Consider the following 19408-nt stretch of genomic DNA (forward strand, 5'->3'; position numbering starts at 1 on the left):
AGACTCCAAAGGTATAAGATTTGGTTTCGAGAACAATAATTAAAGCTGTAGTAAAAACACGATGACCCGTACTAAAACTACTACAACGGCATCGATAAATATCTATAAGACTTACACTTACAAAAAGCCTTCAATATTTGAAGGCTTTTAATTTATATTGCTTTTGCGTTGTCTTCGGGGGTGTAATCCATAAAAAGGCCACCGTCGAGCGTTACAGATTTCACTTTTTTCTTGATAGGAATCGTTAAGGTGGCCTGCTTTTGATCCTTCTCCCAGATCGAGGGTGAAAAGTGAAGCTTCTCAACAGTTCCGTCTTCATAAGTGAGCATGGTATCAAAAGGGATGGCAAAACCTCCCACATTATCTACATTTATTGTAAGAAGGTCATTTTGCTGAGCTGTGGCGGCCACTTTCAGGTCGATATAATTATTGGTGTAAAACCAGTTGTTGAAAAACCAGTTCAGATTTTTCCCCGATCCGGTATTCATAGAATAAAAATAATCCCACGGAATCGGATGTTTCCCATTCCAGTTATCCATATAATGATGTAAAGCTTTTTTGAACAAATCATCACCCAGATAATCTTTTAAAGCTAAATAAGACAAAGACGCTTTTACGTAAGAATTGTTTCCGTAGCCTGCTCCGCTCACCTGTGTGCTCATTGTGATAACCGGTTGATCCTGTTCTGAGGAAGGATCATTGATCCATCTTTTAACCCTGAAATTCTGATAAAAATCTTTGGCTGCAGCCTCGCCGTTTTCATCGATTCCGATTAAATATTCCAGTGTGGTAGCCCAGCCTTCATCCATAAAGGCATAACGTGTTTCGTTAATTCCCATGTAGAAAGGAAAATAGGTATGCGCGATCTCATGATCTGCCGTAAGCCTTGCATCCTGAAAATTATCCGGAATGGTTGAATCATTGATCATCATTGGATATTCCATATCTGCATACCCTTGAATTGCTGTCATGACATTGTACGGATATTCAACTCCGGGCCAGTTTTTTGAGAACCAGTCGAGGTTGTAGCGCATCCATTCCACATAATGTTCAAAATCTTTTGCACCGGCTTTATAACCCGCCTGAACGCTTGCTCTTTTTGTTTTAAGCTGAACGCTTGCCGCATCCCAAACGTAATGGTTGCTCAATGCAAAACAGAAATCTGTGATATGAGCCGCTTTGAATTTCCAGACATTCCATTTATTGGGTTTTGTGACTTTTCCGGACTTCATTTCCTGTTCGGTCGCGATATGCATTACTTTATCGCTTTTTAAGGAAGCTTTATATCTTTTTACATATTCGGGCTGCAGAACGGCATCAGGATTTAAAAAATCTCCTGTCGACCAGACGACATAATTTTTCGGAGCTGTAATTGCGAAATTATAATCATTAAAATCATTATAAAACTCCTGTCTGTCGGAATGCGGGATCATATCCCAGCCGTTATAATCGTCATAAACAGAAATCCTCGGGAAAGAATACGCCACGTAAAAAGTTTCAGGATCGATTTGCCCTTCTCTTCCACTTTGCAAGGATAACGGATATTCCCATTCTATTTTAATTTCAGCTTTAGCTTTTGATTGTAAAACTGAATTTAATTTTATTTTTTCAACGGTTCCCCAATCATCACTGTCTACGGAATATTTTTCGTCATTTACGATAAAAGACTTAATATGTAAGCCAGATGATAAAAAATCTTTGGAAACAAATCCTGACCTTGGAGACTGAGGCTTATGGAGGTTATTAACAAATCTTATTGCTAATTCATCAAGATCATTCGGGCTGTTGTTAGTGTAAACGATCGTTTCTTTGCCGGAAACTGTCTTTGAACCGGCATCCACTTTCACCTCAACATTATAAATCCCTTTATTCTGCCAATAATTTTTCCCCGGCGCACCCGACAAATCACGTGTCCCGTTTTCGTATGCTTTTTTAATATTTCTCGGCATATAAAGTTCCTGCGCGGAAAATTGACTGGAAACAGCTAAAGCAAAAGCTAAAATTATCCCTTTCATTTGAAGTTATTTTACAATAAGTACTTAGTTTAACATAAAAGTAACAAAAAAGAGCCATAAAATGCTCTGTTTTTACCCGTAATCTGGTATCAGAAAAATTTTAATTATAAATAGATTTACTAAAAATATTTTACAATTTTAAATCTACCAAAACCGGAAAATGATCTGAAGGATACAAAAGATTCGGTCTTCTGTCGTTGATGTGCCTGTGGGACTTTATTTCAAAGCCTTTTACAAAAATATAATCAATTCTGTCTTTTGGGATTTCATTGACATTAAATGCCGTGAAGGTAGCTTTTGGCCCGTAATGTTTCGTTTGTGAATGATAATAAGTATCCTGAAGGTTTTGTGAAATAATTTTAACCGGTTCAGAATCTTCTGTTAAATTAAAATCACCACTCAAAGTTACCGGTAAATTTTTAGGATTAAGCTCTTTGATTTTCTTTAAAATTAATTCCGAGGATTTTACCCTTGCTATATTTCCGATGTGATCGAAGTGAAGATTCATTGCTAAAAATTCTTTTTTTGATTTTTTATCTTTGAAAACCGCGTACGTACAAATTCTGTTCAGCGCTGCATCCCATCCTTTAGAAGGAATATCGGGAGTTTCGGAAAGCCAGAAAGTTCCTGATTTTACAACATCAAGCCTGTTTTTATCATAAAATATCGCGGAAAATTCGCCTTTTGCTTTCCCGTCATCTCTTCCGACTCCTACATAATCATAGTTTTTCAATCCGGTTTTGATATCTTCCATCTGCTCCGGCAGCGCTTCCTGAACGCCGAAATAATCGGGATGGTAATAGTTTAGAAGATCCATGACATCTGGTTTTCTGTTTGTCCAGGAATTTTCTTTGTCAGAATCTACATTAAGCCTGATATTGAAGCTCATTACCTTAAAATCCTGCGAAAAACTTAATGCAAAAGCCATCAGGAATACGATTGAAAATCTGAAATTCATTATTTTTAATTTAAAAATTAAACAAAAATAAAACTTCTGTATCAGAGAAAAGCTATGAATACAAAAAGTTTTATCATTAAATTAAGTTCATGAAAAACTCCGGAAAATTATCGGAGCTAATGCTTAATTTGAAGATTTGAGTCATTAAGATGATCATTAAGATTTTAAGCCTTAAAAGATCTTAATGGTTCAAAAAAATTATTGAGAATTTGATTTTTTGACAAACGTATTATTTTTTTCCTTCTGCAGAGGTCCAGCTATTATTTTCACTGTTAATATCTGGAATCTGATAATTAGGATCAAGTTGTACTTGCTCTATTTCTTTGGTCGAATTGATTTTAAATGTCCATTCTTTATTTCTTTTCCAGACTTCAATCGGTAATTTTACGATCTGCTGTGTTCCATCCTTGAATTTAATCTGAACGGTTGTAGGCATCGGCAATTGACCGATATTCTCTACCGTAATCTGAGCGCCATATTTGGCATCGCCATTTACATATTTTACGTTTTTAACAGACTGGTCAACTTTCCATTTATTCATAAACCAGCCTCTCCAAAACCAGTTTAGCTCTTCTCCTGAAACATTTTCCATCGTGTGGAAAAAATCCCAAGGTGTTGGGTGCTTGAATGCCCAACGCTGAATATATGTTCTGAATGCTTTATCAAATTTTTCAGGTCCGAGAATAGATTCTCTTAACACCTGCAAGCCAAGCCCTGGTTTAAAATAAGCTAAAGCCCCGATGCTGCCTTCTTTCATATTGTCCGGACCCACCATAATAGGTTCAAAACCATCGCCCAAAACATAAGCCCCCATTGCAGCTATGTTTTTCTTTTCATAATATTCACCTTTATTGAAAGCTTCCGTTGAAAGCTCGTTGATAAATGTGTTAAAACCTTCATCCATCCATGCAAATAATCTTTCATTAGAGCCCACAATCATTGGAAACCAATTGTGCCCGAATTCATGATCTGTAACCCCCCAAAGAGATTCACCTTTAGAATTCATATGACAGAAAACGATTCCCGGATATTCCATTCCGCCTTCATTTCCGGCGACGTTTGTTGCTGCGGGATATGTATATTCGTACCATTTCCCAGAATAATGCTCTATTGCCGCTTTTGTATATTCTGTAGATCTTCCCCACGCTTTTTCTCCCGCACTTTCCACAGGATATGCTGAGATTGCCAACGATTTTTTACCGCTTGGAAGATTAATTTTTGCTGCGTCTACAATAAAAGCTGAGGAAGATGCCCACGCAAAATCTCTTGCCTGAGTGATTTTAAATTTCCATGTTTTTGTTCCGGTCTGCTGATTTTTGCCGACTTCAGATTCAGAATGGATCATTACCGTTTTGTCGCTGTTTTTCGCCTGTTCCCATCTGCTGTTTTCTTCTTTAGAATACACTTCTTTTGCATTCAGCAATTCTCCGGAAGCTACGACATAATGATTGGCAGGAACAGTAATATTCGCAGTAATATCTCCATATTCAAGATAAAATTCGGATGCACCTACATACGGCAACGTGTTCCATCCCAAAACATCATCGTACACACACATTCTCGGATACCACTGTGCGATAGTAAAGATCTTTCCGTTTTTAGTATTCTGAATTCCCATTCTGTCGGATCCATATTTTGGGGAAACGAATGAATATTCAATTTTAATTTTTGCTACCCCTCCCTGAGCTTTCAATTCAGAAGGAAGATCAATCTGCATTCTTGTATCGGTGATGGTATATTTCACATTTTTATCATCGAGTTTTACAGATTTTATCTTATAGCCGCCTTCAAATTCTTCACCGTGAGCTCCGTTTCTGCTTCCTGACTCAGGAACCACCGCATTTCCTCTAGAATCTTTTGCAAATAAGTTCTGGTCCAGCTGCAACCACAAAAACCCCAGCTTATCTGTACTGTTATTGGTATAAATAATTTCCGCCGTTCCTGTGATTTCATTTTTAGCTTCATTAAGACTGACATTCAGGTTATAATCAGCAGAGTTCTGCCAATAAGCATATCCCGGCTGTCCGCTTGCAGACCTTGTCGGTGTTCCCGTCTGGGGATAGAAAAATGGCTTAAAAGCTTCTACATAGTCATATTTTGGAGTTTCCTGGGCAAATGCTGATGGTGAAAAAAACATCACGGCAAAAGCAGAAACAAGCGTTGGAAATTTGAAATTCATAATCATTAATTTAGATTAGTAAAATAACAAAAATAAGACTTCTCCCGAACAGAAAAGCCTTAGCTGTCAATTAAATTGTTAAATTATCTTTATCTTCTTCCACTGAGATAAAATAATCATGAAAATCTTTCGCGGAAACCGACGACTCACTTTCCAGTTTTACTACTTCAATGGTTTTGTAGTGAGCCGCCAGTTTTATGTTTTTCTTTTTAAGTTCTTTTTCGAGATCTTTAATATTGATATTTTTCTTTAAAACTGCTAAATATGTTTTCATTTTTTATGCTTGTATTAATCCGCTTCCGATGTCTCTGTATTTCAAACCTTCGATGGGTTTTGCTTTGGTTTCTACCAATTCCCAAATCTCTTTCGCCGATTTCTCAGGAAACTGCTCCATATATAATGCTACCAATCCCGAAACATGTGGTACTGCCATACTTGTTCCGCTCATTGCGTAATAATTGCTTTTATTTTTTGAATTTTTGGGATATGAACTAAAAATATCAACTCCAGGAGCACAAATATTGATATTTCCTCCTGTTGAAGGATTTAAGCCTCCGTTAGAAAATTTGGCGACTCTCATTTGTCCGTCAATCGCTGCAACCGCCATGATCGACATTGAGTTTGCGGGCGAAGAAACGGGTTTCGGCAATGAAGGCCTGCTGCTGTCATTTCCGGCGGCGGCGATAATCAAGCAATTATTTTCCAATGCTCTTGCTCCGACGGTTTCAAACAAAGGTGACGGTACGTCATTTAACGCTACCGGCGATGCCAGCGAAAGTGATAATATCCTGAATTTCTTGGTGATTGCCCAGTCTATCGCATCAATTACGCTGCTTGTTGTTCCTTTTCCTGTATCGGAAAGAACTTTTGCGATTTTTAAATTGGCATCTTTTGCAATTCCGTAACGTTTTCCGGTGTCTGTTCTGATATTTCCGGTTGAGACGCCCGCGCAATGCGTTCCGTGACCGTTGGGATCGCGGTTCCAGTCTTCGCCGCTAATGAAAGATTTCCCTTCAATTTCTTTTGACAAAAAATCGGGGTGAGAAAGCTCAATCCCTGTGTCCAAAATACAGATATCGACGCCTTTTCCTGTGTATGATGATTTTTCAAGACCGATGGCTTTTAAGCCCCATTCCATTTCTACCAAAGCTTTTGGAGGCAATGGTTTATTATTTATATATTTTTCTAATTCTTCAATTTTACCTGTCAATTCAGCAGATTGTTTTTTTAATTCATTAATAATGGATAGTTCATCCGTAGAAAAAAATTCTCTTTCTTTTTCGAAATAAACAATAGGATTTGCCTCGTTTTTTACCGCACTTTTCAGTTGTGCTTCATCCATATTTTCGACGACTAAAATGCCTAAATTTTTATATAAAACTCCGTTATTATTATCAATTACGTCATATGAACGATTTTCTGAGGAAAGGAATTCAGATGAGGTAATGGTCACTTCCAACTCATTCTCCACTTTTTTAAGGGAATTTTTCTGTTGATCTTCGAGAACAACAATGTATCTTTCTTTTTCCATGGCTTTTGTTTTTTAGATTAATTTCAAAAGAACTTTTTCCAGAATTAAGAAAATATCTTCCGAAATCATGGTCAATCTTAGTTTTTTATTAATTCCGGAAATTGTGGTGTTTTGAGAGACAAGCGATGCCCAGAAGACCTCAATTTTAGCAACAGAACTTAAATCTTTCACTTTATTATCATCCAAAATACCGTTCTGATACAGCGAAACGATTAATCCGGAAAGGATTTCTTCTGCTTCGTCCAGTTTCTTTTGTTCTTTAGAAAACATTTCCATTAAAAATCCGTGAATGCTTTCTATCCCGTTGAATGAAAATCCCCAAAGAAGCTCACGTTTTCCGTTGGCAATTTTTTCCATTTGCACGGGGTTAAAACCTCTTTTTACCGTGGAAATCATGTTCATGACTTTCAAAACCTCGGATTCGTAGGTTGTGTTTCCTTTGGTTTTTAAATATTCTAAAAATTCATAAAGAAAAATTTCAAACTGCGCATCAAAATCAAAAGATTTCGCCAGATAAAGCTCCTGAACTTTATTAAAACGCTCAAGCAATTCCTGAATTTTCTGTAGAGTATGATGGATAAGTTCCTGCATTATTCAAAAATTATCTGTTCGATTTCTTTTCCGTCTTTGTCTGTGTATGACACAATTCTGATTCCTTCCTCTTCCATTTCCACATGAAGATTAATGAATAATTTATCCCTGTCTTCCGCCGAATTGGTGTTGGGATCGATAAGAATTTCATTAAGCTTAGAATTGAGTAAGCTGTATCTGTTCAGAATTGAGGCATAAATTTCTTTCAATGCCAAAGATTCCGTTTCATTGGTTGTTCCGTCGATGGGTCTGTCTTCAACAGGTCGTGCAACATTGGCAGCAACAGCTCTTGATGGTGCGACTTTAATATCCGGTGTTTTTGATGTTTCCGGGTTTGTTGTTGACAATCTGCTTGTTGGGATTCCGCCGCCAGCTCTTACAGAATTTAATAATGTTTTGAAATCATCGCTCAGAATATTTCTTGTTGAGATCGGCTGCAGATTTAGCTGTCTTTCTTTATTTACCACCAAAATCCTTTCATTGACGTCTTTTATAAACTTCATTTCATCGAATTTAAAATCATAATCCGAAGTAGAATCAATGTCAGTAATTTTGATAGGAATATCCATTTTTACGCTCGGCAAAGAATATCTCGGAACCTTAAAATACTTTAAATACTCGTGTTGAGCATACTCTTTTGCGATGGCTACCGCATTTTCGTCTGCTTTTTTACGAGCCTGAATTATCTCATTGTTGAGATAATTCAGGTAATCTGATAATTTAATCATTTCTCGTAAAAGTTTTTATTGAGCAAGCAATCCAAGAACTTTTTCTAATCCTGCAGGCATTTCGTCGTTCGTGGCCTTCACTTTTACGCCAAGAGAATATTCTTTTTCCACTTTAATTCCTGTGCTTGAAGTTCTTTTGTAAGAGACGTCAACATTGAATTTTACCGGACCGAAACCTCCTGAAACTCCAGCTTTGATACCGAATTCGTCGCTTACGTCTTTTGTATACGTTGAATTTAATTTTACGTTAAAATCAACCTCGCAAGTTTCAATTCTAAAGCTTGGAACGTTTAATAATGCAATGAAAGGAACAGAAATTTCAACTTCTTCTTCAATCGTCGGCTCTTCGTTCGGTGTATCCGTTTCATTTTTGTAAGCAGGATTTGGTACATGTTTTTTGTATTTAAATTCCGCCATACGAAGTTTGTCTTCTTCCCCATCTTTTTCGAAACCAACTTCTTTGATGAAGTTTACGGTACTGATCGAAGCGTTTGACTGAGCGGTAACGCAAGCGTTAAGCGGTCCTCCGATGATTTTTGCGAAATCAATACTGCCTAATTCTGCTGCAAAATCTGCACTTTCTGCACCCGAAGTTTTAAAAACCTGATCATCTGCAGCCATTTTACCTGCGATCATTTTCATTACTTCTGTAGAAACGGCTGCAAAAGATTTTTCCCATTTGCTGTCGTAGTTTTTCTTAAAATCTTCGATGATGCTCAACAATTCTTTGCTGCTTAGATTGGCCAGCTCAGAAGTTTCGATACCTGAAACTTTTTCGTAAACCGCTGGTGTTAATGACTTTTCCAGTCCTGTTAAAAGGTCAATTAATTCATTTTTTGTTTTCTTGGTGTAATTTGCTTCTAACACCGACTTTAATGTTTCCATGTTTTTGTTTGTTTTTGGTTATTAAAATTTTGTACTGCAAATTTATGTCGCACCACAGTGAACTATTTCAGTAAATAACCTAAAACTTATACCGTAAATTCCCCCAAATAAAAAAGTAGATTCCCTATGAGAATCTACTTTTTACTTTATTTAATTAAAGGCTTTTCCAAATTTCAATGTAGAAAACCTTCTTCTATTTTTATCGTATTGTCATTCTGACGAAGGAAGAATCTAAGCAATTTTTAGAGATTCTTCACCTCATTCCATTCCATTCCATTCAGAATGACAAACACATATTGACTCAGTTTAAATAATTAATTTGATTTTTTCGCTTTAATCATTGCTTCCAAGGTGTCCCACATTTCCTGCGGAATATCTTCAAGCATATTAAATTCACCTGCGCCCTGCAGCCATTCACCGCCGTCAATTGTTACGACTTCACCATTCACAAAAGATGAAAAATCCGAGACCAAATAGGCAGCAAGATTTGCCAGTTCCTGATGCTCTCCAACTCTTTTAAGCGGATTTTTTTTAGCTAAATCAAACTGATCTTTCATATTCCCCGGAAGCAGTCTGTCCCAGGCCCCTTTTGTTGGGAATGGCCCCGGCGCGATCGCATTAAACCGGATATTATATTTTCCCCATTCTACGGCAAGAGATCTTGTCATGGCTAAAATTCCTGCTTTTGCACAAGCTGATGGAACGACATATGCTGAGCCTGTCCATGCGTACGTTGTTACGATATTCAAGACTGTGCCAGAATTTTTTGAATCAATCCAATGTTTTCCGATGGAAAGTGTACAGTTTTTTGTCCCTTTTAATACAATATCCAAAATAGAATCAAATGCTGAATGCGTCAATCTTTCGGTTGGAGAGATAAAATTTCCTGCAGCATTATTTAATAAGATATCGATTTTTCCGAATTCTTTTAAAGCTGCTTCTTTCATTGCTTCTACTTCATCCCAGTTTCGTACGTCACACGCAACGCAAAGAACTTTTCCTCCTGTTTCTTCTTCTAATTCTTTTGCTGTTACCTGTAATTTCTCCAAATTTCTGGAAGTAATTACCACTTTTGCACCCAATTGAAGAAAATATTTGGTCATTGCTTTTCCAAGACCGCTTCCTCCGCCCGTTACAATAGCTACTTTATCTTTCAGTGCATCCTCACGCAACATCGGTTGTGTATATAGATTCATATATTTTTTATTATTTCAGTAAATTTAAGATTTTAAGTTATGCGACCAATCATAAATTATATGCTCAAAATAATAGATGTACTTAAAGGTTTAAGATTTCGGCGGCGGCTTTGCCGCCGCCGAAATCTTAAACCCAAAATAAACTAAAAAAAACACTTTAAAATTATTTAAATTTACTCTCCTAAAAATATTCATTCATGAAAAAATTTGAAACTACTATTTTACTGTTTCTTTTATTTTTTAGTTCACATTTGAAAACTCAAACATTTGAAAAATTAATTCAATACGTCAATCCATTAATCGGGACTGAAAAAATGGGACATACCTATCCCGGAGCAACCGCGCCTTTTGGAGCTGTTCAGCTAAGCCCCGAAACGGATTCCATTTCTTATGAGCTTAATGGGAAATACAATGGCGAGGTCTATAAATATTGTGCAGGATATCGATATGAAGACAAAACGATTGTCGGTTTTAGCTCGACACACTTCAGCGGAACGGGGCATTCTGATCTGGGTGATTTTCTCGTGATGCCGACCGTTGGAAAATTACAATTGAATCCCGGAACAGCTTCCCATCCCGAGAATGGCTACAGAAGCAGATTTTCCCATCAAAATGAAAAAGCAGAAGCAGGATATTACAAAGTAAAATTAGACGATGATCATATTTTGGCTGAATTAACGGCAACCACGAGAGTCGGAGTTCATCGCTATACATTCCCAAAGTCTAACCAGGCTCATATTATTTTAGACTTGATGGCCGGAATTTACAATTATGATGGTAAAAATGTATGGACTTATGTTCGCGTAGAAAACGGAAATACAGTTACCGGATATCGACAAACCAACGGCTGGGCGAGAACAAGAACGGTTTATTTTGCTATGAAATTTTCAAAACCATTTAAATCTTATGGTCAGAAAAATTATGATGCAAAACAGGTGTATAATGGTTTTTGGAGAAAATTTGACCAGACCAAAAACTTCCCGGAAATCGCCGGAAAAAACCTGAAAATGTATTTTGATTTTGACACCAATGAAAATGAGGCTATTGAAGTTAAGCTAGCTATTTCACCTGTAAGTCAGGCCAATGCATTGGAAAATTTAGAAAAAGAAGTCGGAAACTTATCTTTTGACCAAGTCAAAGCACAAACGCAGGAAAACTGGAATAAAGAATTAAATAAAATCGTCGTAAAAGGCTCTGAAACAGATAAAACGAACTTTTACACAGCAATGTATCATACTTTTATCAATCCGACAACCTATACGGATGTCAACGGAGAATATAAAGGTTTAGACCAAAACATTCACAAAGCGGAAGGTTTCACCAACTACACAACCTTCTCAATTTGGGATACTTACCGTGCACTTCATCCATTTTTCAACATCATTCAACCCAAAAGAAATGGGGATATGGTAAAATCGATGATGGCACATTACGATCAGTTTTCAATGAAAATGCTTCCGATTTGGTCACATTATGCCAATGACAATTGGTGTATGAGCGGCTATCACAGTGTAAGCGTGGTTGCAGACGCGATTATTAAAGGAAATTATGACGGTGATGCAAAAGCAGCCTTACAAGCATGTGTTGAAACTGCCAACAAAAGGGATTATGAAGGCATTGGACAATATATAGATTTAGGATATATTCCTGCTGAAAAAAGCGGAACTTCGGTTTCCAATACGTTGGAATATGCGTATGACGACTGGGCAATTGCTCAACTGGCGAAACATTTGGGTGAAACCGAAATTTATAATCAGTTTATCAAACGTTCTGAAAACTGGAAAAACAATTTTGATAAAACCATCGGATTTATGCGTCCCCGCTTAGCAGACGGAAGTTTCAAAAAAGATTTTGATCTGTTGAGTACGCACGGACAAGGCTTTATTGAAGGAAATTCCTGGAATTACAGTTTCTTTGTTCCTCAAAATCCAGATGAATTAATGAAGATGATGGGCGGAAAGAAAAAATTCGCTTCAAAACTGGATGAATTGTTCACCATGCACTTACCAGACGAGTTTTTTGCAGACACTGAAGATATTACGAGAGAGGGAATTATCGGTGGATATGTTCACGGAAATGAGCCTGCACATCACGTTGCCTATTTTTACAATTGGGCTGGACAACCGTGGAAAACTCAGGCGCAGATCAGACGAATTTTAGAAATGCAATACAAAGCGGCACCCGATGGATTGGGCGGAAATGATGATGCCGGACAAATGAGTGCCTGGTATATTTTGAGTTCGCTTGGTTTTTATCCTGTAGCTCCGGGTTCGGAAGATTACGCCATCGGAAGTCCGGCAATTGACAATGCCGTTTTGAATTTAGAAAACGGAAAAACTTTTGAAATTGAAGCTATCAATCAAAGTCCGAAGAATGTCTATGTTGAAAAAATCCTATTAAATGGAAAAGAAATAAAAAACTTTACCTTAAAACATTCTGAAATTATGAATGGTGGGAAATTGAGTTTTTATATGAGTTCTAAAGCTAAAAAATAGATTTTTAACAAGAATTATGCTAATGTTTTTGCACTAATTTTCACAAATAATTAAATGTAAGTTTGTCATTCAGAGCGGAACGTAGTGAAGCGTGGAATCTATACATAGCTTTATTACGTTGTTTAGACTCGTACCGGAAAGACAAAAGTTAGATAAATCCTCCTACAGATTTCTCAGATTTTCACAGATGATTGTGTTGTATCTTTTTAAAATTAAAAAATACAATCCGTAATTTGAATACGACAATCATGGTTTTGCATACATCAGATTCTTAATTTCTGTTGAATTTTGTATCAATAAAATTTAACAATATGAAATTGAATCAAGTAAAATTAGGAAGTCAGGGTTTAATCATTCCCAATATCGGTTTGGGATGTATGGGAATGACCGGTTTTGGTGACGCAGACATGTATGGAAAAGCTGATGAAAAAGAAGCGATCGCAACCATTCACCGCTCTTTGGAATTGGGTGGCAATTTTCTGGATACTGCCGATTTGTACGGACCTTTTACCAATGAACGATTAATTGCAAAAGCTATTGAAGGAAACCGCGACCAATATATTATCGCAACAAAATTTGGTTGGGAAATTGATGATAATGAACAAATCACCTGGAAAATCAACGGAACTAAAGATTATGTAAAAAAATCGATTGAACGTTCTCTTAAAAATCTGAAAACTGATTACATCGACCTTTATTACATGCATCGCCTTGATAAAAATGTTCCTGTTGAAGAGACTGTTGGAGCGATGAGCGATTTGGTAAAAGAAGGAAAAATCGGTTATATCGGCTTGTCTGAGGTTTCTTCTGAGACTGTAAAAAGAGCGCACGACGTTCATCCGATTTCTGCAGTTCAGAGTGAGTTTTCTCTGTTTGAAAGAACGGTTGAAGAAAAAGGTGTTATCCAGACATTGAATGAATTGGGAATTGGTTTTGTGGCATATTCTCCATTGGGAAGAGGATTTTTGTCCGGAAATATCAAAACAGTCGATGATTTGCCTGAAAATGATTTCCGAAGAGGAATTCCACGTTTTCAGGGAGAACGTTTCCAAAAAAATATCGAATTGGTAGAAGCGATTGAAAATATGGCGAAAGAAAAGAATATTACTTCTTCTCAGTTAGCTGTGGCTTGGATCATCAGCAAAGGAATTGTACCGATTCCGGGGACGAAGCGCAGAAAATATGTTGAACAAAATATTGAAGCAAGTAAAATTATCTTAAGCGAATCTGACATTCAGAAGCTGGAAAGTATTGTACCGTTGGGAACAGATACCGGCGCTCCTTATGATGAATTCAGTATGGGATTGTTGGATTATTAATTTGTAACTTTAATTGCTGAAAGCTCACGCAAACCTCATAGTTTTTGAAACCTGTGAGGTTTATTTTAAAACGCAAAGCTTTATCGAAGCTTACGAACGAAGTTCTAAGGCGCAAAAAAAATTACTATTAAAACTTAAAAATTATGAACACGATACAATCTATTTCTGCATTTCACAGATTGCTTTCACTCCCTGAACCGAAGCATCCGATGGTAAGTGTTATCAACCTTCATGAAAGTGTTTTTATTGAAGATGATGTCTGGAAAGGTTTTGTCAGCAGATATTACTGTGTCGCCCTGAAAAGAAATGCGAAGGGAAAAATAAAATACGGACAGCAACATTATGATTACGATAAAGGGGTATTGAGTTTTACGGCGCCGAATCAGGTTCAGTATCTCGATTTGAAGACGATGGATTGTGAGAACACAGGTTATTTATTGATTTTTCATGAAGATTTTCTATTGAAACACCCATTAGCAAAAATAATTTCTTCGTATGGATTTTTCTCTTATGCAGTGAATGAAGCTTTACATTTATCTGAGGATGAAGAGAATGACCTGTTAGAAATTTTATATAAAATCGATAAAGAATGCCAACACATCGATCATCATACACAGGAAATTATTCTGTCTCAGATTGAATTGCTGTTAAATTATTCCAAGCGTTTTTATGAGCGACAGTTTATCACCCGAAAAAGTGGAAGCCACCAGCTTTTAACGAAATTTGAATCTTTTTTAAATGATTATTTTGATCAACAATCATCTGATAAAGGACTTTTAACCGTTCATCACATTGCAGAAGCAATGAATCTTTCTCCGAATTATCTAAGCGATCTTTTGCGTGTTCATACCGGGCAAAACACACAGCAGCATATTCATGAAAAGTTAATTAGCAAGGCCAAAGAGAAGCTTTCAACCACCGAACTTTCGATAAGTGAAATTGCTTACGAATTGGGTTTCGAGCACTCGCAGTCTTTTTCTTCACTTTTTAAGAAGAAAACGAATATGTCGCCTTTAGAGTTTCGACAGTCATTTAATTAAAATTATATTTCTCGCTGATTTCTCAGATTACGCAGATCTTTTTTTAAACATTATCATCTGTGAAAATCTGAGAAATCCGTGGGAAATAAAATAAGTTTTGGCTAAAGCCAATTTTATCACTACAAATAAAAAAACGGGCTAAAGCCCGTTCCTATTGATGATTATTTTACGTTTTATTTTAAAAATCTTCTTTAATTTTCCGTTTATGCGTTTTTCCCCATTGTGAAAGTGCGATGATAACAGGCTTAAGTGTTCGGCTGTAATCTGTTGAAATATATTCTACAACAACAGGAGTTTGCTCTGCATGAACAACTCTTTTTACAAAACCATTCAGCTCCAGATCTTTCAGTTCATTGGAAAGTACTCTTGCCGAAATTCCCTGAATATTTCTTTGCAGCTCATTGAAACGGATGTTACCGCTTTCCTGTAAAACTATAATGATCTTCAGTTTCCATTTTCCTCCGATAACATAGATTGCATCTTCAACAGAAGAAAGATTTTCCGAACATTTCTGGGCAGTTATCGGCTCTTCTAAAATGACAGTATTTTCCATATGCTTCAATTTTCAACTAACCTGAAGGTTACTACTAACCTTTTGTTTACTACTAACTTTTGATAAGCAAATGTACATAATTTTGCTGTAGAAATTTTAATCATTAAAAAATGAAAAACATACTTCATATCATTACAAGTCCGAGAGGAGAAGTTTCTGCAAGCAGAAAATTGGGAAAAGCTATCGTTGAAAAAATTCAGGAAAAACATTCAGATGCTGTTGTAAAAGAACGCGATCTGACGAAAAACTTGGTTCCGCTTTTAGAAGAAGTTCACATCAATACTTTTTTCTCTCCGCCAGAAAGCCATTCTTCTGAACAGCAAGAAATCAACAAATATTCTGAAAATTTAATTTCTGAATTACAGGAAGCAGATATTATCGTAATTGATTCTCCCATGTACAATTTTTCGGTTCCGGCAACTCTCAGAGCATATTTTGATTTTACTTCAAGGGCAGGATATACTTTTAAATACGATGAAAGCGGGCCAAAAGGTCTTTTAAATAACAAAAAATTATACATCGCGTTCACATCAGGAAATATTTATTCTGAAGGTCCTTATCAAATTTATGATTCGAATGTACCTTACATTAAGAATGTTTTTGGTTTCTATGGTGTTACGGACGTGAGTGTATTCCGCGCAGAAGGTCTGTCGATTCCCGGGATTCAGGAAACTTCATTAGAAAAAGCAATTGAAGGCATTACTATTGATTAATTTTTTAATAAGTGTTAGTAAATTAATCCTTGTCAAGATTCAAAAACTTTGACAAGGATTTTTGCATCATTAAGTTTTGGCTAAAGCCAGTTATCTTTGAAAATGAGAAAGCGGGCTAAAGCCCGCTCCTATTGATATAATTATTTGGTTATAATTTATTCCTGAACTTCAAAAAGCAACCGCTCCCCGAATTTCTGTTCATTAATTTTTCCGTTATCGTAAACTAGGTTTCCGTTGACAAAAGTGTGGGTCACTTTAGAATGAAAATTCATGCCTTCCAGTGGGCTCCAGCCGCATTTGTAAAGGATGTTTTCTTTATCAACCGTCCAGTTTTCATTTAAATCCACCAAAACCAAATCTGCCTTATAACCTTCTCTTACAAAACCTCTTTTTTCAACTCTGAAAAGAATCGCAGGATTATGAGACATTTTTTCGACAATTTTCTCTAAAGAAATTTTTCCGTTTTTATAATTTTCAAGCATTACAACCAAAGAATGCTGTACCAAAGGCGCTCCGGAAGGACATTTTGTGTACACATTCTGTTTTTCTTCCCAGGTGTGAGGTGCGTGATCCGTTGCAATTACATCAATTCTATCGTCAAGAAGCGCTTCCCAAAGTCCATCTTTGTCTTTTTGGGTTTTTACAGCAGGATTCCATTTGATTAATCCACCTTTTGTATCGTAATCTTCATTGGTGAACGTCAGATGATGAACGCAAACTTCCGCTGTGATCTTTTTATCTTTTAAAGGAATATCATTCCTGAAAAGTTCCGTTTCCTTCGCAGTTGACAAATGGAAAACATGAAGTCTGGCTCCTGTCTTCTTTGCCAGTTCGATTGCTTTTGACGAAGATTTATAGCAAGCTTCTTCACTTCTGATTAAATGGTGAAATTTTACCGGAATATCTTCCCCATATTCATCCAAATATTTTTGAGTATTGGCTTTAATTGTCGCTTCATCTTCGCAGTGAACGGCAATCAGCATTTTTGTATTGCTGAAAATATTTTCCAGCGTTTCAGGATTGTCGACTAACATATTTCCTGTGGAAGAACCTAGAAACAGTTTAATGCCGGGAACATTTCTTGGATTTGTTTTTAAAACTTCCTCTAGGTTATCATTCGTTCCGCCCATCATAAAACCGTAGTTCGCGTATGCTTTCTGCGAGGCAATTTCATATTTATCTGCCAATAATTCCTGAGTCACAGCATTCGGAACAGTATTTGGCTGGTCGATAAAACTTGTTGTTCCACCTGCAATGGCCGCACGGGATTCTGTTTCGATGTCACCTTTATGGGTTAATCCCGGTTCACGGAAATGCACCTGATCATCAATAACTCCCGGTAAAAGATATTTTCCTTCACCATCAATAATTTGATCCGCATCTTCAGAAATTTGAGAATCTATTTTAGAAATTAAATCATTTTCAATTAAAATATCACCTTCAACAATCTTTCCTTCGTTGACGATTTTTACGTTTTTGATTAAGGTCTTCATTTTTATTTAGAAATTAGATGTTAGAAATTAGAAGTTAGTTTTAAAATTATTAATTATAAATAAGGCGTCATGCTGATCACTAATTTCTAACTTCTAATCTCTAACTTCTATTAAACACAAAATTAAGGTTTATGAATGAATTTTAACGTTGCTGATAAAAAATCAATTTCTAAATATTTACATTTGCAAGAAATTTCACATTTTGAAAAAACTTCTCAACGAGACAATTATATATGGAATTGGAGCAATTATGCCTAGGATAATTGTCGTATTGCTTAATTATTTATTTATCAAAAACATTAATAACAGCGATTTTGCGATCTTTACCAACCTTTATGCGCTGATTTCATTCATTAACATCGTTTTATCTTTCGGTTTTGAAACAGCCTATTTCAGATTTTCCTCTGATAAAAATAATGAACAGAAAGTTTTCAACACATCGTTTTGGTTTCTGACGGGTTTATCGACTATTTTTTTAATATTGGTTTTATTATTTAACCAGCCGATTGCCAACGTTTTCGGATATGAAAAAACTCCGGAATTCATCAGATGGTTTGCCTGGATTGCTTTCTTTGACAATCTTCTTGTGATCCCTTTGGCTTGGTTCAGATTTCATAACAGACCAATAAAATATACTGCAATCAGAGTAATACAGGCCGTTTTTCAAAGTATTTTCGCGATCGCATTATTCCTATATATTCCACAGGAATTCAGTCTAAAATTAGGCCTAAAAGAAAAAGTAGCTTATCCTTTTTACAGTAATCTGGCGGCAAGTTTTTTAGGATTTTTATTGGTTTTACCGATTATTTTAAAGGTGAAATTTCAATTTTCAAAAGATCTTTTCCTACAGATGATTAAATATTCATGGCCAATTATGATTGCTGGCCTTGCATTTATGTTTAATGAAAATTTTGATAAATTCATCCAGAAATTTATTATTAATGACGGAGATGCCGGAGCTTATGGAGGCTGCTATAAAATGGCAGTGTTAATGACGCTTTTTGTGACGGCTTATAGAATGGGAATTGAGCCGTTTTTCTTCAAACAGATGCAAAATGTGAATGCTAAGCTAACCTATGCTAAAGTAACGGAATATTTTTCTTTTTTTGCTTCAGCGGTTGCATTAGGAATTATCGCTAATGTTTCTTGGCTGAAAATGTTGCTGATTCCTAACAGTTCATACTGGATTGCTCTTAACATTATTCCTATTATTGTCATTGCGAATTTATTTTTTGGAATTTATTACAATCTTTCGACTTGGTATAAAGTAACTGACAGAACAAGGGTCGGGACTTATATTTCCTGGACGGGAGCAATTATTACAATCGTTTTAAACCTTTTGTTATTAAGAAAATATGGCTTTATGGTTTCCGCGTGGGTAACTTTAGCAGCGTATTTCGTTATGATGGTTCTTTCGTATTTTTTAGGTCAGAAATATTATCCGATTCCTTACAGGATGAAAAAAATATCATTTTTTATTGTTCTTTTGGTCGTATTCAGTTACCTGATCGTCCAATTCTTCAATTACAATTTTTGGGCAGGAAACCTCTTATTTTTAACCTACACCGGGATTTTAATCTATTCCGAAAAAGACATGCTATTATCAAGAATTAAAAAGAGCTGAATTTTGGTCTCTAATTTGATGATAATGATTTTTATTTTTAAATTAAAAAACGTTTAAGATAACAAATATTACTCTATTGAAATGGTTT

Annotated in this window: 16 protein-coding genes; 5 read left to right on the forward strand and 11 right to left on the reverse strand. The window is 36.1% G+C overall.

Annotated features, from left to right (window positions below; translation table 11 throughout):
• Nucleotides 1-152: 152 nt before the first annotated feature.
• From BLT04_RS05140 to BLT04_RS05180, 9 genes are all read right to left on the reverse strand, one after another.
• Nucleotides 153-2015 carry a M1 family metallopeptidase gene (locus tag BLT04_RS05140; RefSeq protein ID WP_089754413.1) on the reverse strand — a complete coding sequence of 621 codons (1863 nt, stop codon included), beginning with the start codon at nt 2013-2015 and terminating at the stop codon, nt 153-155.
• 130 nt (nt 2016-2145) lie between these two features.
• Nucleotides 2146-2973: an endonuclease/exonuclease/phosphatase family protein gene (locus BLT04_RS05145; RefSeq protein WP_089754415.1), complete on the reverse strand. Its 828-nt coding sequence runs from the start codon at nt 2971-2973 to the stop codon at nt 2146-2148.
• 229 nt (nt 2974-3202) lie between these two features.
• Nucleotides 3203-5152: a M1 family metallopeptidase gene (locus tag BLT04_RS05150; RefSeq protein WP_089754417.1), complete on the reverse strand. Its 1950-nt coding sequence runs from the start codon at nt 5150-5152 to the stop codon at nt 3203-3205.
• 70 nt (nt 5153-5222) lie between these two features.
• The gene (locus BLT04_RS05155) at nt 5223-5426 is read right to left on the reverse strand and encodes a hypothetical protein (protein WP_089754418.1); all 204 of its coding nucleotides are present in this window, start codon (nt 5424-5426) and stop codon (nt 5223-5225) included.
• Nucleotides 5427-5429: 3 nt separating this feature from the next.
• A complete protein-coding gene (locus BLT04_RS05160) occupies nt 5430-6683 on the reverse strand; it encodes a S8 family peptidase (protein WP_089754420.1) in 1254 nt (417 codons plus the stop codon).
• A 12-nt stretch (nt 6684-6695) separates the two neighbouring features.
• Complete coding sequence (locus tag BLT04_RS05165; protein ID WP_089754422.1) at nt 6696-7274, reverse strand: hypothetical protein; 579 nt, start codon at nt 7272-7274, stop codon at nt 6696-6698.
• Complete coding sequence (locus tag BLT04_RS05170) at nt 7274-8002, reverse strand: hypothetical protein (protein ID WP_089754424.1); 729 nt, start codon at nt 8000-8002, stop codon at nt 7274-7276. Before BLT04_RS05170 ends, BLT04_RS05165 begins: the two co-directional genes overlap by 1 nt.
• A gap of 15 nt (nt 8003-8017) precedes the next feature.
• Nucleotides 8018-8887, reverse strand: a complete 870-nt coding sequence (locus tag BLT04_RS05175) for a DUF2589 domain-containing protein (RefSeq protein ID WP_228421912.1) — start codon at nt 8885-8887, stop codon at nt 8018-8020.
• A 314-nt stretch (nt 8888-9201) separates the two neighbouring features.
• A complete protein-coding gene (locus BLT04_RS05180; RefSeq protein WP_089754426.1) occupies nt 9202-10083 on the reverse strand; it encodes an SDR family oxidoreductase in 882 nt (293 codons plus the stop codon).
• Between the two features lie 197 nt (nt 10084-10280).
• Here BLT04_RS05180 and BLT04_RS05185 point away from each other — a divergent pair, with 197 nt between their 5' ends.
• The 3 genes from BLT04_RS05185 (at nt 10281) to BLT04_RS05195 (ending at nt 14937) form a co-directional block, all read left to right on the forward strand.
• A complete protein-coding gene (locus BLT04_RS05185) occupies nt 10281-12578 on the forward strand; it encodes a GH92 family glycosyl hydrolase (RefSeq protein ID WP_089754428.1) in 2298 nt (765 codons plus the stop codon).
• A gap of 311 nt (nt 12579-12889) precedes the next feature.
• Nucleotides 12890-13897, forward strand: coding sequence for an aldo/keto reductase (locus BLT04_RS05190; RefSeq protein ID WP_089754430.1), 1008 nt, complete (start codon nt 12890-12892; stop codon nt 13895-13897).
• Between the two features lie 143 nt (nt 13898-14040).
• Entirely contained in the window at nt 14041-14937 is an 897-nt protein-coding gene (locus tag BLT04_RS05195; RefSeq protein ID WP_089754432.1) for a helix-turn-helix domain-containing protein, read from the forward strand.
• Between the two features lie 178 nt (nt 14938-15115).
• Here the strand turns inward: BLT04_RS05195 and BLT04_RS05200 are convergent, their stop codons facing one another.
• Nucleotides 15116-15490: a winged helix-turn-helix transcriptional regulator gene (locus BLT04_RS05200; protein WP_089754433.1), complete on the reverse strand. Its 375-nt coding sequence runs from the start codon at nt 15488-15490 to the stop codon at nt 15116-15118.
• A gap of 110 nt (nt 15491-15600) precedes the next feature.
• Between BLT04_RS05200 and BLT04_RS05205 the strand changes: the two genes are divergently transcribed.
• A complete protein-coding gene (locus BLT04_RS05205; protein ID WP_089754436.1) occupies nt 15601-16203 on the forward strand; it encodes an FMN-dependent NADH-azoreductase in 603 nt (200 codons plus the stop codon).
• A gap of 155 nt (nt 16204-16358) precedes the next feature.
• Here BLT04_RS05205 and BLT04_RS05210 read toward each other — a convergent pair whose 3' ends face one another.
• Complete coding sequence (locus BLT04_RS05210; protein WP_089754438.1) at nt 16359-17696, reverse strand: dihydroorotase; 1338 nt, start codon at nt 17694-17696, stop codon at nt 16359-16361.
• 202 nt (nt 17697-17898) lie between these two features.
• Here BLT04_RS05210 and BLT04_RS05215 point away from each other — a divergent pair, with 202 nt between their 5' ends.
• Complete coding sequence (locus BLT04_RS05215; RefSeq protein ID WP_089754440.1) at nt 17899-19320, forward strand: lipopolysaccharide biosynthesis protein; 1422 nt, start codon at nt 17899-17901, stop codon at nt 19318-19320.
• Nucleotides 19321-19408: the final 88 nt, after the last annotated feature.

The organism is Chryseobacterium soldanellicola (assembly GCF_900100115.1).
Taxonomy (GTDB): domain Bacteria; phylum Bacteroidota; class Bacteroidia; order Flavobacteriales; family Weeksellaceae; genus Chryseobacterium; species Chryseobacterium soldanellicola.

Bases quoted from the DNA above. Each gene is read 5' to 3' on its own strand.
- BLT04_RS05185 (WP_089754428.1), top strand. From the start codon at position 10,281: ATGAAAAAATTTGAAACTACTATTTTACTGTTTCTTTTATTTTTTAGT.
- BLT04_RS05165 (WP_089754422.1), bottom strand. From the start codon at position 7,274: ATGCAGGAACTTATCCATCATACTCTACAGAAAATTCAGGAATTGCTT.
- BLT04_RS05195 (WP_089754432.1), top strand. From the start codon at position 14,041: ATGAACACGATACAATCTATTTCTGCATTTCACAGATTGCTTTCACTC.
- BLT04_RS05180 (WP_089754426.1), bottom strand. From the start codon at position 10,083: ATGAATCTATATACACAACCGATGTTGCGTGAGGATGCACTGAAAGAT.
- BLT04_RS05175 (WP_228421912.1), bottom strand. From the start codon at position 8,887: ATGGAAACATTAAAGTCGGTGTTAGAAGCAAATTACACCAAGAAAACA.
- BLT04_RS05170 (WP_089754424.1), bottom strand. From the start codon at position 8,002: ATGATTAAATTATCAGATTACCTGAATTATCTCAACAATGAGATAATT.
- BLT04_RS05145 (WP_089754415.1), bottom strand. From the start codon at position 2,973: ATGAATTTCAGATTTTCAATCGTATTCCTGATGGCTTTTGCATTAAGT.
- BLT04_RS05140 (WP_089754413.1), bottom strand. From the start codon at position 2,015: ATGAAAGGGATAATTTTAGCTTTTGCTTTAGCTGTTTCCAGTCAATTT.
- BLT04_RS05210 (WP_089754438.1), bottom strand. From the start codon at position 17,696: ATGAAGACCTTAATCAAAAACGTAAAAATCGTCAACGAAGGAAAGATT.
- BLT04_RS05205 (WP_089754436.1), top strand. From the start codon at position 15,601: ATGAAAAACATACTTCATATCATTACAAGTCCGAGAGGAGAAGTTTCT.
- BLT04_RS05155 (WP_089754418.1), bottom strand. From the start codon at position 5,426: ATGAAAACATATTTAGCAGTTTTAAAGAAAAATATCAATATTAAAGAT.
- BLT04_RS05200 (WP_089754433.1), bottom strand. From the start codon at position 15,490: ATGGAAAATACTGTCATTTTAGAAGAGCCGATAACTGCCCAGAAATGT.
- BLT04_RS05190 (WP_089754430.1), top strand. From the start codon at position 12,890: ATGAAATTGAATCAAGTAAAATTAGGAAGTCAGGGTTTAATCATTCCC.
- BLT04_RS05150 (WP_089754417.1), bottom strand. From the start codon at position 5,152: ATGAATTTCAAATTTCCAACGCTTGTTTCTGCTTTTGCCGTGATGTTT.
- BLT04_RS05160 (WP_089754420.1), bottom strand. From the start codon at position 6,683: ATGGAAAAAGAAAGATACATTGTTGTTCTCGAAGATCAACAGAAAAAT.